13 protein-coding genes are annotated in these 16187 nt (G+C 32.9%); 9 read left to right on the top strand and 4 right to left on the bottom strand.

Annotation, left to right across the window (positions count from 1 at the left end; genetic code table 11):
* Positions 1 to 323 precede the first annotated feature (323 nt).
* From C8N27_RS08045 to C8N27_RS15905, 3 genes are all read right to left on the bottom strand, one after another.
* Positions 324 to 1568 (bottom strand): amidohydrolase family protein, encoded by a 1245-nt coding sequence (locus tag C8N27_RS08045; protein ID WP_121146943.1) that lies wholly within the window; start codon positions 1566 to 1568, stop codon positions 324 to 326.
* Between the two features lie 140 nt (positions 1569 to 1708).
* A complete protein-coding gene (locus C8N27_RS08040) occupies positions 1709 to 4654 on the bottom strand; it encodes an amidohydrolase family protein (RefSeq protein WP_121146942.1) in 2946 nt (981 codons plus the stop codon).
* A gap of 178 nt (positions 4655 to 4832) precedes the next feature.
* Complete coding sequence (locus C8N27_RS15905; protein ID WP_167444735.1) at positions 4833 to 5879, bottom strand: WD40/YVTN/BNR-like repeat-containing protein; 1047 nt, start codon at positions 5877 to 5879, stop codon at positions 4833 to 4835.
* Between the two features lie 150 nt (positions 5880 to 6029).
* Here C8N27_RS15905 and C8N27_RS08030 point away from each other — a divergent pair, with 150 nt between their 5' ends.
* Positions 6030 to 6989, top strand: coding sequence for a patatin-like phospholipase family protein (locus C8N27_RS08030; protein ID WP_099214273.1), 960 nt, complete (start codon positions 6030 to 6032; stop codon positions 6987 to 6989).
* On the top strand, positions 6986 to 7879 hold the full coding sequence (locus tag C8N27_RS08025; protein ID WP_121146941.1) for a DUF72 domain-containing protein: 894 nt from the start codon (positions 6986 to 6988) through the stop codon (positions 7877 to 7879). The genes C8N27_RS08030 and C8N27_RS08025 overlap by 4 nt, the downstream gene beginning before the upstream one ends.
* A gap of 52 nt (positions 7880 to 7931) precedes the next feature.
* Here C8N27_RS08025 and C8N27_RS08020 read toward each other — a convergent pair whose 3' ends face one another.
* Positions 7932 to 9380 (bottom strand): GFO_1087 family putative carboxy terminal peptidase, encoded by a 1449-nt coding sequence (locus tag C8N27_RS08020; RefSeq protein WP_121146940.1) that lies wholly within the window; start codon positions 9378 to 9380, stop codon positions 7932 to 7934.
* A gap of 158 nt (positions 9381 to 9538) precedes the next feature.
* On the opposite strand from C8N27_RS08020, the gene C8N27_RS08015 reads away from it, so the two are divergent.
* The 7 genes from C8N27_RS08015 (at position 9539) to C8N27_RS07985 (ending at position 16182) form a co-directional block, all read left to right on the top strand.
* Positions 9539 to 10048 (top strand): GFO_1088 family ECF-type sigma factor, encoded by a 510-nt coding sequence (locus C8N27_RS08015; protein ID WP_121146939.1) that lies wholly within the window; start codon positions 9539 to 9541, stop codon positions 10046 to 10048.
* A complete protein-coding gene (locus C8N27_RS08010) occupies positions 10035 to 10505 on the top strand; it encodes a PG0215 family putative anti-sigma factor (protein WP_121146938.1) in 471 nt (156 codons plus the stop codon). Before C8N27_RS08015 ends, C8N27_RS08010 begins: the two co-directional genes overlap by 14 nt.
* Positions 10506 to 10545: 40 nt before the next feature.
* Positions 10546 to 11061, top strand: coding sequence for a GFO_1090 family protein (locus C8N27_RS08005; RefSeq protein ID WP_099214278.1), 516 nt, complete (start codon positions 10546 to 10548; stop codon positions 11059 to 11061).
* Between the two features lie 57 nt (positions 11062 to 11118).
* Positions 11119 to 11679 (top strand): GFO_1091 family lipoprotein, encoded by a 561-nt coding sequence (locus C8N27_RS08000; protein ID WP_099214279.1) that lies wholly within the window; start codon positions 11119 to 11121, stop codon positions 11677 to 11679.
* Between the two features lie 118 nt (positions 11680 to 11797).
* Positions 11798 to 14245 (top strand): M1 family metallopeptidase, encoded by a 2448-nt coding sequence (locus tag C8N27_RS07995; RefSeq protein ID WP_121146937.1) that lies wholly within the window; start codon positions 11798 to 11800, stop codon positions 14243 to 14245.
* Positions 14246 to 14329: 84 nt separating this feature from the next.
* A complete protein-coding gene (locus C8N27_RS07990) occupies positions 14330 to 15526 on the top strand; it encodes a hypothetical protein (protein ID WP_121146936.1) in 1197 nt (398 codons plus the stop codon).
* A 47-nt stretch (positions 15527 to 15573) separates the two neighbouring features.
* A complete protein-coding gene (locus tag C8N27_RS07985; protein ID WP_121146935.1) occupies positions 15574 to 16182 on the top strand; it encodes an alpha-ketoglutarate-dependent dioxygenase AlkB family protein in 609 nt (202 codons plus the stop codon).
* Positions 16183 to 16187: the final 5 nt, after the last annotated feature.

Raw genomic sequence — 16187 nt, 5'->3', positions numbered from 1 at the left:
TTACTAACTATTGCTGTTGTTAGGCAAAACAACAGTACTGTTGCCCAACACCAAACACCACTGTTGTTTAACACCAGATGCTACTGTTTGAATCTTCAAACAAAACCAAAATATGGGGTGTACTAGTTTGTATTAAGCTTCATACAGTAGTGTATGAAGTCACCCGACACTACTGTATGGTGTTATAATACAGTGGTGTATGAAGTTACCATACAGTAGCGCATGCTTATTATTCGTGTATAAAAAAACATCATTCTTTTTACGGAATGATGTTTTTAAGTTCTAGTAATGAGATTTTCTATCTCATTCGTTAAGGATGGTGTTTATTGATTTTTATATTTATTAGCATAACGCTTCCATAATTTTGTTTGATGCGATTCTAGGCTAATTTTTCTTCCTTGTATAAAAGCAGCTGTTAAAATGTTAGTACGCATATCTAACGCATCACCTTCAGAAATAAATAGGGTAGCGTCTTTACCAACTTCTAAAGTACCTACGTTGTCATCAACGTCTAAGATTTTAGCATTGTTTTGGGTAATTAATTGTAAGGCTTTTTCTTTACCTAATCCGTAAGCAGCGTAAGTTCCTGCATAAAAAGGCAAATTACGTGTACTCATACGTTCCATATCTCCTTCCATACCTAACCCAACTAAAATACCAGCATCGGTTAATATCTTAGCCGCTCTAAATGGTCTGTCATAATCTGCATCTTCACCATTAGGCAAGCGGTGAGCACGTTCTAAAATAACAGGTACATTGTTTGCTTTTAATAAGTCAGCAACTTTTTCAGCCTCTTGTCCGCGAACAATAACAATGTTTTTAACGCCTAATTCTTTACAAATATTTACAGCATCAGTAATTCCTTTTTCACCCGATACGTGTACAAACATTCTTTGCGAACCATTTAAAACTCCTTGTAAAGCTTCGTATGGTAAGTTTTTAGGTGTTTTGTTACCTGCTAGGTAGCTTTTTGCATTGGCGAAAAATTCTTTAAGCTTATCAATGCTTTTTTGATAGTTTTTGTTAGGCTTTAATCCAGGATCTTCACCCATCCACCAACGACCTCTCGAGAATACCTGAGGCCAGTTCATGTGAACACCATCATCGGTTTTAATAGTAGCATCTTCCCAGTTCCAAGCATCTAATTGTACTACCGAAGAGGTACCAGAAATAACACCACCACGTGGGGTAATTTGCGCCATTAATACTCCGTTAGGACGCATGGTTTCTACCACTTTACTTTCTGCATTATAAGCAATAATACTACGAATGTGTGGTAGCATAGAACCTACCTCATCAAAATCTCTCGTTGCACGAACAGCATCAATTTCAGCTAAACCTAAAGAGGTGTTTGCTGCAATGAATCCTGGATATACGTGTTTTCCTTTGGCATTAATAACAGTTCCCATACGGGCAATTCTCATATTAGCACTTCCTACAAATTCAATTTTTCCGTTAGAGAACATAATTAAAGAGTTCTCAATCACTTTTCCGTTTCCTAAGTGTGCTGTGGCACCTTCAATACTATAAGCTTCGGTTTGCTTGGGTGCTGGTGTTTGTTGCGCCATTATGTTTCCTATAAATAAGAAGCATAATATGTTATATATATATTTAATTTTCACGTTTTAAATTTTTGTTACTATTAGTTTATACTTAGTAGTTTGTTAAAACAAACAGTAGTTAATCTTACTAAATTTCTCTGTGAGGATTATTCTGTATCACAGTGAAATAATTTCTGAGTTTTCTTTTTAGGAGCTTGTGTTTTACCTCCCTTAATCTTCTCTTGTAACATCATGTTAATTAACTTAGCACGCTCTGCTTTAATAGCTTTACGCTTTTCTAAGTCTTTTTCAATATCAAAATAAACAGCTCCGTCAATAATTGTTTTTTCTGCTTTAGAATATACTGAAAGTGGATTTCCGCTCCATACAACTACATCGGCATCTTTACCTACTTTAATACTTCCTGTACGGTCGTTTAAGTGTAATAGTTTTGCAGGATTGATAGTTACTGTAGCCCAAGCTTCTTGTTCGCTTAAACCTCCGTATTTAATTAATTTAGCAGCTTCTTGATTCAGTCTACGAGACATTTCTGCATCATCAGAATTAATAGCAACGGTAACACCTTGGTTGTGCATAATAGCAGCGTTGTATGGTATAGCGTCGTTAACCTCGTACTTATAAGCCCACCAGTCAGCAAAAGTAGAACCACCAACTCCGTGTTCTTTCATTTTATCGGCTAGTTTGTATCCTTCTAAAATGTGTGTAAACGTATTAATGTTAAAGTTGAATTGTTCTGCAACCTTCATCAACATATTAATTTCTGATTGTACGTATGAGTGACAAGAAATAAAACGTTCTTTATTAATAATTTCTGCTAAAGTTTCTAACTCAATATCTTTACGGTATGGCTGTCCGCTTTTCTTTTTAGTATCGTATTCTTTCGCTCTCTGGAAGTAGTCAATATATACTTGTTCAACTCCCATACGGGTTTGAGGGAAACGAATGGTATTTAAATCTCCCCAGTTAGATTGTTTTACGTTTTCACCTAAGGCAAATTTGATAAACTTAGGAGTATTGTTGTATAACATTCCGTCAGCATTTTCTCCCCATTTTAGTTTGATAATTGCTGAACGTCCACCAATTGGATTGGCAGAACCATGTAATACTTGAATAGAAGTAACACCACCTGCAATGTTTCTGTAAATATTTACGTCGTTAGGGTTGATAACGTCTTCAATAGTAACCTCAGCCGTTGAATTATGACCAGATTCGTTTACTGCTGAAGTAGCAATATGTGAATGTTCATCAATAATACCTGCGGTTACATACTTACCAGTTCCGTCTATAACTTTTGCACCTCTTGAAGATAGGTTGGTGCCTATTTTGGCTATTTTACCATCTTTAATTAATACATCGGTATTGTTTAGTACTTCGTTGTTTTCTGAAGTCCATACCGTAGCATTTTTAATTAAAATAGTTTCCTTTTGTGGTACTGTAGAGTTTCCTAATCCGATGTTTGGATATGAAATAGCAACGACTTCAGGAGTATTGTCTTTTTTATTATTGTCTTTCTTTTTAGCATCAGCTTTTCCTGTAAAGGTAGCACTCCAAGAACTTTCGTTTCCGTTATTATCGGTAGCAGTACCTGTAATTTGTTGTTTGTTTTTTACAAATGCTGTTAAGCGAGTATAGTTGTCACCATCTTTAAAAGTTATATGCAACCAATCGTTACTAAAAGAAGATTTACTATTTATTTTTGTTTCACCACTTTTTAAAGCAACTGTTTGTTTAGCACCTTTACCAGTAATCGTCATATCGTACGATTTCCCGTTAACTGTTAATGTGTACTTACCTGTAATGTCTTTAATATCCATTGAGTTAATGGTGTTTTTATCACCTTGTACCCAGTTTTCATATAAAGTAGTTTGCTTATCAAAAATATCACCAGAGGTAATTAAAAAGTTAGCATAGCTACCTGCTTTTAAGTTACCAACTTTGTCATTTTTTAAAATTTGAGCAGGTACTGTAGTTAACGCTTTTAAGGCAGTGGTTTTATCTAATCCGTAAGTAATAGCTTTTTGAAGATTGCTATTAAACTCTTTTACTTTCTTTAATTTATAGGTAGTTAAAGCAAAAGGAACATTGTTTTTTGCTAAAATTGAAGGATTTGCTGGTTCTTGATTCCAAGAGCGCATATCACTCAACGCAATTTTATCTGTTAAGAAAGGGTTAGATACATCATATGCCTTTCTAAAATTAATAGGAAGAATATAAGTAGCATTGGTTGCTTTAATATCTTTGATTCTTTCATATTCATTTCCTCCACCTACAATGGTATATTGAATTCCAAACTCATCACCAACTTTGTCGGCACGTATATTGTCTAAGTATCCACCAGCATTAAATATTTGTGGTAACTCTTTTTTATTATTTAAGGCTTCTAAAGCTAAATCGGTATTTTTTGCATTTCCTTTAGCATACCAATCGGCATCTAAATAAGTTTGACGTAATAGTGCCATAGCTCCCATGCGTGAAGTAGGGTAGCTTTGACGTGATTTAGCACTTTTAGAAAAGGATAGGTAGTTTCCTGATTGTTTGTCTAATATTCTGTAAGCATCAGAACTATTAGGGTTTAAAGCAACTAAAACTCCGTTACCTTGCATTATACCATCTTCTAAATGTGTATTAACAGCACCAAAACCTAAAGACAATAATTCTTTAGCTTTTTTAGCATCAAAGTTAAACTCAGCAGAAGCGTCTACATCAGGACGAATATGATCGTTCCAGTAATATCCTTTTCTACCAGCATCGTATTGTGGTCTTTTACCACGACCACTTTCACGTTTAGGTTTTGCAATTCCAAAGGTTGAATAAGCATCTACAAAAGAAGGATAAATAGATTTCCCATCTAAGTTAATTACTTGTGCTTCGTTAGGTATGTTAACCGATTTGCCTACAGAAACAACTTTTCCGTCTTTAATAAGTAGTGTTCCTTTTTTTACTACTTGACTAGGAGTAACATAAATGGTAGCATTGGTAAAAGCATACACCTTGTTTTTGGATGACTTTACTCCTGTATTGGTAGGAAAGTATTCTTGTGCAAAAGAAGTACTAATACACAAGGATAAGAGTAAGAATAGTATTTTTTTCATTTAAAATTGAGTTGATTAGCTCATAAAAATATAGAGTTAAAAAGGAAAATAATTCCTTTTAACAAAACATTAAGAATTAATCACAGGGTGATAGCCAAGGATTTAATCCACCAAGGCTTACCTAATAGACTTAAAATGGGTTTTCTTATAGTTCTTTGTTTATTTGCCCTAAGATAGTTTAGTTAAGAACTAGCTTTCCAATCTTTTCATGACCAGATAACCAAGCTGTGTTGCTGTCAATAAACTGAATAGCATAGTAGCTTTCCTTGCTTATTTGTTTCCAAGTATGTCCATCATCGTTAGAAAATGAAACACCAGTTTTTCCAACAGCAAAAACTTCTTTTCCGTTTGTGTTAGGTACGTACTGTACGCAGCTTTTGTAATTAGGATTCATATTATTAGCCACAAGGGTCCATGTTTTACCACCATCGGTAGTAATTGCTTTATTAGCGTTATTGTCTTCTGGCTTCGAATAGTTTCCTCCAATAGCAATTCCATGGTTTTCATCATAAAAATCAATAGAGTAAATTCCTTGTGGTCCGTCACCCTGTACAATTGGTGTATCAAAAATCTCCCAAGTGTTTCCAAAGTCGGTAGATTTTAAAATACGTGCTTTGGCTCCTCCAGAACCTATCCATACAGTATTGTTTACAATAGCAATATTGGTATTACTAGCAGCAAAGAAGGCTTCTCCTTCTTCAAAAGTAGGTAGTTGAGAGCAAGGTAGTTTTGTCCAAGTGTTTCCTCCGTTTAAGGTAAGAATAACAGACGGACAATCTTCTGTAGGGTCACCAACGGCAATACCATGCTTCCCGTCAGCAAAGAACTCCATGCAGTCGTAAAAAACCTTTTCGTGTTCTTCAGTATATACTAATTCATACTTATTTTCACTTCCTTTATATAATAAGGCTGGGTTTGCTACCGATAAGGCAAATATATTTTTACCATTTTTGGCAATGCTTCTAAAGTGTGGTATAATAGTATCATTATACTTTAAAGTTTGTGTTTGCCATGTTCTACCACCATCTTTTGTTGTTGTAATATCTCCATTAGAGCCTGCAAAAATCAATTCATCATTACTAATAGCTAGTATGGCTCTAATACTGGTGCTGTCTTGTTTAAATTCAGTAATTTTAATAGTATCAAAAGTTCTAGGAGCTTTCTTTTCTTGTTTACAAGATAGTATTGTAAAAGAGAGTAAAAAAAGGAATGCTAATCGTTTCATGTGTTTGTTTTAGTTGTTTTAATTGGAAAAGTGAACCTAAGGAATTTAAAATAATCATTAAACATGTAGAGAAAGTTTACTTTAAATATGTTGGTTCTATTTTTTTGATATTTTTACAGAACTAAAAATAGGAAAACCAAACTTAAATCAATGAAAAAAGCCTTAGTAATTTCAGGAGGAGGAAGTAAAGGAGCCTTTGCAGGCGGTGTTGCACAATACCTAATGAATCATAAAAATAAAGATTACGATATGCTTTTAGGAACATCAACAGGTAGTTTAATGGTTTCTCATTTGGCTTTGGGTATGGTTGATGAACTTAAAGAAGTATATACATCGGTAGATCAAAAGGCTATTTTTAGTAACAGTCCCTTTAAAATAAAATCGGTACATGGAGAAAAAGTGGTTTCTATACGACATAGAAATACTTTTTGGAACTTTTTAAATGGTCGTAAAACTTTTGGTGAGAGTAAGAACTTACGAAAGCTTATAACTAAGAGTGTTACTAAAGAGATGTACGATGAAATTAGAAGGCTGAATAAAGAGGTTGTAGTAACGGTATCTAACTTAACAGCTAATCAAATTGAGTACAAGTCTATCTTAGAATGTGAATATGAAGATTTTTGTGATTGGATTTGGGGGTCGTGTAATTACGTGCCTTTTATGAGTTTGTTAGAAAAAGATCATTGTCAGTATGCTGATGGTGGTTTTGGAAGTTTAATACCTATTCGTGAAGCTATAGCAAGAGGGGCTACAGAGGTTGATGCAATTATTTTAGCTACAGAAGTAACACAAATGAATCGACTACCTGCTAAAAACCCTTTTTCATTAATGATGGATACGTTTGATTTTATGTTGGAAAATGTAGAGAGACATAATATTACTATTGGAAAGCTATCTGCCAAACAACATAATGTAAAGCTGAATTTATACTATACACCAACAATATTAACAACTAATTCGTTAGTTTTTGATAAAGAAAAAATGAAGCAGTGGTGGAAATCGGGGCATAAATATGCGAAAAAGCTGAATGATGATAGAATGACAGAGTTTAGACCAGAGATGGTAGATAATCAGGAAATTGAGGAAGGAATTGAAAATAGTGAAGTATGAAGTTTGGAAAAGTAGAACACCCAGAGTTAATAGATTTTACATTACCAGAAACACACCCTAAAACAATAGAGCTATTAAGTTCCTTTGAAAAAAGTGGTACACCTAAGGTGTATGTGGGTTGTGCAAAATGGAATAAAGCTGATTTAAAAGGGTTTTATCCAAGAGGTACTAAAGATGAATTGGAATATTATTCAAAGCAGTTTAACTCAATAGAGCTCAATGCTACTTTTTACCGACAGTTTCCTGCAGAACAGTTTGAAAAGTGGAAAGCTAAAACTCCTAAAAACTTTAAATTCTTTCCTAAACTAGGGCAGGAGATAAGCCACTGGAAGCGTTTACAGGGTGTACAAGATGCGGTAAATGTTTATTTAGATAATGCCTCGCATTTACAAGAAAAGTTAGGCACCATTTTTTTACAGTTACACGCTAATTTTGGAAATAAAAACTTTGACAGATTACAAAACTTTGTAGTGAGCTGGCCTAAAGGTATACCATTAGCTATTGAAGTTCGTCACCCAGATTGGTTTGAAGATACAACGGTATTTGATGAGTTTACACAGTTGTTTGAAGAATATAACATAGCCAATGTGTTAGTAGATACAGCAGGTAGAAGAGATATGATGCATATGCGCTTAACGAATAACGAAGCTTTTGTTCGTTATGTTGGAGCAAATCACCCGTCTGATTATGCGCGTTTGGATGATTGGGTGGTTCGTTTAAAAGAATGGAATGATTTAGGCTTAGAAAATATTCACTTTTTTATACATCAAAATTTAGAAGTAGAATCACCATTATTAGCAGCTTACTTTATAAAAAAGCTAAACAAGGAGTTAGGAGTTGACTTAAAGATTCCTAATGAAGAGAATAACCAACAAATGAGTTTGTTGTAATAAAAAAAATCCAGCTTACTCAGCTGGATTTTATTTTATATCGTTTAGTTCTCTACTTCAACTCCACATACATATTGTTATAATCAGGGCGCATCATGTTTGAATTCCATGATGGAGAGAATTGAACTCCTTTTTTCATGGTAGGTACTCCTTTTGCACCCGTAGTAATGTATTGAATAGTTCTTTGTAATAAAGGCTCGTTAGGATCTCCTAAAATGCCTAAATTACCCGGATCCTCATCTATAATAACTTCAGGTGTAAATCCTTCAGGAGCGTTTTCACCATCAACATTTTGAATTTCTAATACAATAGGTTGCATTGCCCAAGTATGACTCTTTAAGTTGTCACCATTACGGGTATAATCATCAGAATCGTATAAAGTTATAGAACCTACATGTTTTCCGTACGTTTGTGTTCCTACTAGCTTTACATCAATATAAGGTTTAAGCGAGTTGATAACCAGTTCAGAAGCAGAGGCAGAATCACCAGATACTATAAAATATACAGTGGTTAGGTTTAAGCTATTAATAGCTTCATCTAACACCACATTTCCTTGTTGGTCTTTATTTAAAATTTGATCTGTAAAGTTATTAATCAATAAATCAGGATTTGTTACTTCCATCACTTTATGGTTCCATACTTGTTTAGCAAACAAATCGCCAGGGAATTGTCCTGTAATCATACTTCCTAAATAAGTTGCAGTTTGTACAGATCCACCACCATTATAACGTAAATCGATGATTAAGTCGGTAAGACCAGCTGATTGAAACTGAGCAAAGGCAGCATTTAACTCTCCGTCAAAATTTCTAGAGAATTGATTATACATTAAATACCCTATGGTATGGCTACCATTAGTAATTACATTGGTAACTTTTACAGGGGTTTCTGTTACTTGAGATTTCGTAACTGTAATAGTTGTTCCGTTACTAACTGGATTTCCGCCATTATAATCAGCTAAATGAATAGTAAATGTATCATTGTCTAATAAATCATTTACATTATCTCTGGTTATAGTTGTTCCGTTAATCTCGGTAATAATCATACCACGAGTAACTCCTTGTGCATCGGCATCAGAACCAGTTACAACATCATATACATATATATAATAACCTCCAGAACCATTTGCATAGTCAGCTCCTTCTAGTTTCATACCACTTGTTAAGCGTGTACCAGCAAAAGCTTCTTCTAAAGCAATATAGTCGTCTACAATCCAAGAATACGTTCTGTTAGGATTTTTAGGGTATTCATTATCCATGTATAATAAACTGTAAAATAAATTAGCGGGGTCGTCATAGCTCGATAAATAACTATACAATTCATTATCTTTACTAAAACGTCTATCTGCTAAATCAGGAACTAAATCTTGCCATAGGTAGTAGGCGTTTAAACCTTTCCAAACAAAATTTTGAACTTCTATATTTTTTGGTGCATCATCTTTTTCACTACATGAAACAAGTATTATTGAAAATAAGACGATAAGGGATACTTTAAGTAATTTCATAAGAGTATATTAGTTCTAACAACAACGCAATTTACTGAATAATATTATTTTTTTTATTATTGATGTAACAAACTTGAAACTGCGTCGTCGTAGATATGTAAACCTGTTAAATAAGACGCAAACGTTTTAATAGGCTTACAGAACTAATTAACCAAACCATGAACCAATCGGACTTTTTAAAAGTTGTATTACCATTTAAAGACAAAGTCTTTCGTTTAGCGAAAAGATTGTTGGTTTCTACAGAAGAAGCTGAGGATGCGACGCAAGAATTGTATTTTAAATTGTGGAGAAATCGAGAAAAACTGTCTAATTATAAGAATATAGAGGCGTTTGCAATGACAATGACAAAGAATTATTGTTATGATCGATTAAAATCGAAACAGGCAAGTAATTTAACATTGGTTCATAGCAATTATAAAGAAAAAGACACATCGCTAGAAAAGAAAGTAGAACATAACGACAGTGTAAACCAAGTACATCAGCTCATTGAAAAATTACCAGAACAGCAAAAAATAATCATTCAGCTACGAGATATAGAGCAATATGATTTTGATGAAATATGTAAAATGGTAGATATGAAACCTACCGCTGTTAGAGTAGCGTTATCAAGAGCAAGAAAAACAATAAGAGAAGAACTCATAAAAAAACATAACTATGGAGTTAGCTAACATAGAGAAGTTATTAAATAAATACCTAGACGCAGAAACAACTTTGCAAGAGGAACAAGCACTACAAGAGTATTTTACATCAAGTAATGTGGCACCTCATTTGCAAGAGTATAGTATGATGTTTGGTTATTTTAAACAAAGTAAAGACGAAACCTTTACCAAAACCATTCAGTTAAAACCTGAGAAAACTAAGAAGAACTGGAAATGGTTATCGGTAGCAGCGTCAGTAGTCTTACTATTTAGTGTATTCATGGGTAATGAAGAGTACAAAAAGTATCAACAGCGTAAACAGTTTGCACAAATTAAAGAAGCGTTGCAACTAGTTTCAGTCAATTTAAACAAAGGAAACGATGCATTATATGCAGTTTCAAACAACCTAAAAAAAGGAAGTGATGCTATTGAACACTTAGAAACCTATGAAGAAACAGTAAACAAAGTAATAAACACAGTAAATTAATTAAGAAAGTAAAACCAAGTACTTATAAACCAAGAAAATCATGAAAAAAGTAATATTATTATTCGCATTCGTATTTATAGCTAATGTTAGTTTCGGACAATCAATGTTCGATAAATTAGAAGACCTAGATGAGGTATCATCTGTGGTAGTAAATAAAGATGCTTTTGAGATTTTATCTAAATTCAAAGTAGAATCAGAAGACAATGAAGCGATGGAAGTTTTTAAAATGATTCAAGACTTACAAGAATTAAAGGTATTTTCAACTGAAAGTGCAAAAGTATCTGCTCAAATGGAAAGCATGGTAAAATCTGCCATTAAAAAGAGTAATTTAATAGAGTTAATGCGTGTAAAAGATAAAGATTCTCGTGTTAAAATCTATGTAAAGTCTACTAAAAACAAAGACTTTGTAAGTGAAGTATTAATGTTTGTAAAAGACAAAAACTCTAATGGTGGTTCATCAGAATCTGTAATAGTTTCATTAACTGGTAATATCGACATCAATAAAATGTCAAAATTAGCAGAGACGTTTTCTAAAGACGGAAAGAAGAACAAATAAAAACAAATAAGGCAGCGTTAATTCGTTAACGCTGCTTTTAATCAAAAACTAACAATAATGAAAAAACTATTTATATACTCAATGTTACTAGTAGCGTTTGTAACAGTTTCTTGTAAAACAGAATCGTTACAAAGTTACTTGGTAGAAAGCCAAGAAAAAGAAGGTTTTATAACCTTTGATGTTCCTGCAAGTGTATTACAATTAAGCATGGATAAAGCTTCTGAACAAGATAAAGAAGCGTACAATAGCATTAAAAAAATAAATATAACTGGAGTTCCTTATAAGAATTTAGATGAAGCTAGTTATGAGGCAGAAAAAGAAAAGTTGAAATCTATCTTTAAAAAGTCGAGCTATAAAGAATTAATGAAATTCAAAAAAGATGGAGCTAATGCAGCAATCTACTATTCTGGAGATGCTGATGCTATTGACGAAATCGTAGCTTTTGGTTATGGTAAAGAAATGGGAGTGGGAGTTGCTCGTGTTCTAGGAGAAAACATGAATGTAGGAAAGATTATGCAAATGATGCAAAAAGCTAAGATGGATGCAGGAAATTTAGATTTAAAGCAATTTAAAATGATTTTTGACGAAAAGCACCGCTCATCAGAAGAAACAGAATAAAAATTAGTATTGAAAATGTAAAGAAGCCATCAGATTATCTGGTGGCTTTTTCTTTTTAACGGCTCATTAACAAGCCTCCCAATAGAATTTCATATTTTTGAACTCTAAACAAAAACATATGAAATTTAACAAACTCCTTGTTTTTATCGCTGTTTTCTTTACAGCAACCCTATTTTCTCAATCAAATAAAGTCTATAGAGCTGAAAGAGATAAAGTTCATAATTTAGTTCATACGAAGTTAAAAGTAGACTTTAACTTTCAAGAAAAAGAAATGAACGGAGAAGAGTGGGTAACCTTAACACCACATTTTTATGAAACAGATAAGGTAACGTTAGATGCTAAAGCAATGGTTATTCATAAAGTAACGATGAATAATCAACCACTAGAGTATAATTACGATGATTATGAGTTAATCATCAACTTACCTCGTGCATATAAGCGAAACGAAGAGTTTACATTATATATTAAGTATACAGCCCGACCAGAAAGAGTAAAACAAAAAGGAAGTGCTGCTATTACATCTGCAAAAGGATTGTACTTTATCAATCCAACAGGTTTTGATAAAAACAAACCAACCCAAATTTGGACGCAAGGAGAAACTGAAGCAAGTAGTTGTTGGTTTCCAACGATTGATGCTCCAAACCAAAAGACATCACAAGAAATTTATATGACTGTTCCACAAAAGTATGTAACACTTTCTAACGGGAAATTAGAAAAGCAAACTACCAACGCTAATGGAACTCGTACTGATTATTGGAATTTTACTCAAAAACACGCTCCGTATTTATTTTTTATGGGAGTAGGAGAGTATGAAGTAATCAAAGATAAATACAAAGATATTCCTGTAGATTATTATATAGAGAAGGAGTATGCTCCGTATGCAAAAGATATTTTTGGTAATACACCAGAAATGTTGGCTTTCTTTTCAAAGATTACTGGAATAGAATACCCGTGGAATAAATATGCTCAAATTGTAGGACGTGATTATGTAAGTGGAGCAATGGAGAATACTACGGCTGTAATTCATGGGGAAAGAGCCTACCAAACACCAGGGCAATTAATTGATGAAAATGTACAAGAAAATACCATTGCACATGAAGCTTTTCATCATTGGTTTGGAGATTTGGTAACTGCCGAAAGTTGGAGTAACCTAACCGTAAATGAAAGTTTTGCTAATTACAGCGAGTATTTATGGTTAGAGCATAAATATGGAAAAGATGAGGCAGATGCGCATCTGTTTGAAGATATTGAAGGTTATAAAAACGGTCAAAACTTTGACAAACATTTAGTTCGTTTTTATTATGATGATAAAGAAGATATGTTTGATGCGGTTAGCTATAACAAAGGAGGGGCTATTTTACACATGTTACGTAATTATTTAGGTGACGATGCTTTTTATGAAGGATTAAACACCTATTTAACAGATAATAAATACGGAACAGGAGAAGCGCATCAATTACGTTTAGCATTTGAAAAAGTAAGTGGAAAAGACTTAAACTGGTTTTTCAATCAGTGGTATTTTAATAACGGACACCCGAAGTTGTCAATTTCTTATGATTTTAATGAACTAAGAAAAACAGTAACGGTGAATATTATTCAATCTCAAATGGAAGAATTTAAATTTCCGTTTGCTATTGATGTTTTTGAAGGAAATAAGCGTACACGTCATACTGTGTTTGTAGAAGGTAGAGATGCTTCATTTACCTTTCCTTTTACTAAACAACCAGATTTAATTCAAGTAAATGCAGATGGAGTGTTGTTGTGTGATATTAATGAGAATAAAGTATTGAGTGATTATATTCATCAACTAAAATATGCTGAAAACTACGTGCATAAAAGAGAAGCTTTGCTAGAAGTAGCAAAACATCAAGATGATAAAAAAGCGTTTAATGCTGTTGCAGAAGCTTTAGATAATGATTTTTACAAAATCAGAATTTTAGCGTTGGAGAACATTAATTTAATCAATAAGTATTCAAAAAAGAATGTGATTGATCAAATTATGAGAATAGCTCAGAACGATAAAAAGACCTTAGTACAAGCAGCTGCAATTGAAACGTTAGGAAAGTTAACAGATCCTGCATTAAAATCAGTATTTGAAAAAGGTTTACAAAGTAAATCGTATTCAGTATTAGGAAAGTCGTTAGTAGGAATGTACTATATCGATAAGCAACTGGCTATACAAAAATCAAAGACCTTACCATTAGCAGTAAAGAAAATTATAGCAACACCATTAACTCGTATATACTTAGAAGAAAATGATGATGAAGAGCTAAGTTTTATTGCAAGTAATGTAATGTCTGGAATGTTCTTAAGTCCAAACAAGAAAATACAGTCATTGTATAAAAAAGCATTTGATAAAATTGGAAAAAGTAATAATACAGAGGCTATTCAAAATTTATCAGACGATATTGTAGCTAAAGGACTTCAGTACAAACAATATAACTTTGATCAGGTTGGAGTAAACTTGTTACGTCAAATGGCACAAATGCAAAAAACTAACAAGCCATCAAATAAAGAAAAGCATCTTAAAATTATTCAAATAGCGATGGCGAAACTTCTTGAATAAATAGTGTGATTTCATAAAGTTTAAGTTAAAAAGAATACTTAGTTTTGGCACAATAATTGAATTTTCTTGCGAAACTTAAACTTTATGAGAAAAACTACTTTACTACTTATTTTATCAGTACTAGTATTAACATCTTGTAGTAGTGTAAAAACTACTGAAAAAGCGCTTAATTCGGGTAATTATGATAAGGCCATTTCTTTATCTATTGAAAAGTTAGCCAAAAACAAAGCCAAAGAAAAGAATCAGCCGCATGTGTTGATGCTTCAGGAAGCCTTTAGAAAAGCAACGGATAGAGATTTAGATAGAATTTCTTTTTTAGAAAAAGAGCAAAATCCTGAAAACTTTGAAACAATCTATACTTTATATCAACGTCTTAAAAACAGACAAGAAAGAATAAAGCCATTATTACCATTACGAATTTTATCTTCAGGTAGAAATGCTAAATTTAAACTTGTTAATTATACTGACAGAATTCTTACAGCAAAAGAAAACTATGCAGGTTATTTATACGAAAATGGTGTAGCCCTGTTAAATGAAGGAGACCGAAATAAAATTAACTACAGAAGAGCTTTTGATGAGTTAAGACACTTAAATAAAATTAGTCCTAATTATAGAGATACAAGAAACTTAATAGAAGAGGCACATGCTAAAGGAATTGATTATGTACATGTTTCCGTTAGAAATAGAACAGATCAAATAATTCCTAGAAGATTAGAAAGAGATTTGTTAGCGATTGATACTTACGGATTAAATGATTTATGGACACAGTATCATGCTAAAAGGGATAGAAATATTCGATATGACTTTGATTTAGAGTTAGATTTTAGAGATATTATAATTTCTCCTGAACAAGTTCATGAAAAGGAAGTTATTAAAGAAAGACGCATAAAAGATGGGTTTAAGTATTTAAAAGATAACAACGGGAACTATGTAAAAGATAGTTTAGGAAATAAAATAAAAGTAGATAAGTTTAAAAGAATACGTTGTAAATTTTATCAGTTTACACAATTTAAGAGTAGTAAAGTTACGGGAGTTGTAAAATATATTGACAATAGAACAAATCAGTTACTACAACGATTTCCTATACAAAGTGAGTTTGTTTTTGAACACATTTATGCTGATTATGATGGAGACAGAAGAGCGTTGGATAAGTCGTTTATAGAATTACTTGATGAAACATCGGTAGAATTTCCTTCTAATGAGCAAATGGTGTACGATACAGGGACTGATTTAAAACAGAAACTCAAACATATTATCACACGAAATAAGTTTAGAAATTAAAGTACTAAAGCTCCTGTAATCTACAGGAGTTTTTTAATTTTATAACGATGGATTTATTCTCACAATTTGATGATGTTCCTAAAAACTTACTTCCAAAAGACGGAACAGTAAATTACTACGGTATTGTTTTACCAAAAGTGGAGGCAGACAATTATTATGAGGCTTTATTAAACTCTATTGAATGGCGTAACGACGAAGCAATTATTTTTGGAAAACGAATGGTAACCAAACGAAAAGTAGCTTGGTATGCCGAACAACCTTTTGAATATTCCTATTCCAACATTACAAAAACAGCTTTACCGTTTACGAAAGAATTGTTAACGTTAAAAGAGTTAGTTGAAAAGGAAACTGGTGAAACGTATAATTCTTGTTTATTGAATTTATACCACGATGGTTCTGAAGGAATGGCGTGGCATAGTGACGGAGAAAAAGACTTAAAAAAGAATGGAGCGATTGCCTCGTTGAGTTTTGGAGCAGAAAGACGCTTTGGTTTTAAACACAAACAGACCAAAGAAACGGTGTATAAAGTATTGGAACATGGTTCGTTATTAGTAATGAAAGATGAAACCCAAACCCATTGGTTACACCGATTACCGCCTACAAAAAAAGTCCACCGACCACGAGTAAACTTAACGTTTAGAACGATTGTGAGGTAGTCTCA

Source organism: Tenacibaculum discolor, from assembly GCF_003664185.1.
Lineage (GTDB): Bacteria > Bacteroidota > Bacteroidia > Flavobacteriales > Flavobacteriaceae > Polaribacter > Polaribacter discolor.
This window is presented reverse-complemented; position numbering and strand designations above follow the sequence as displayed.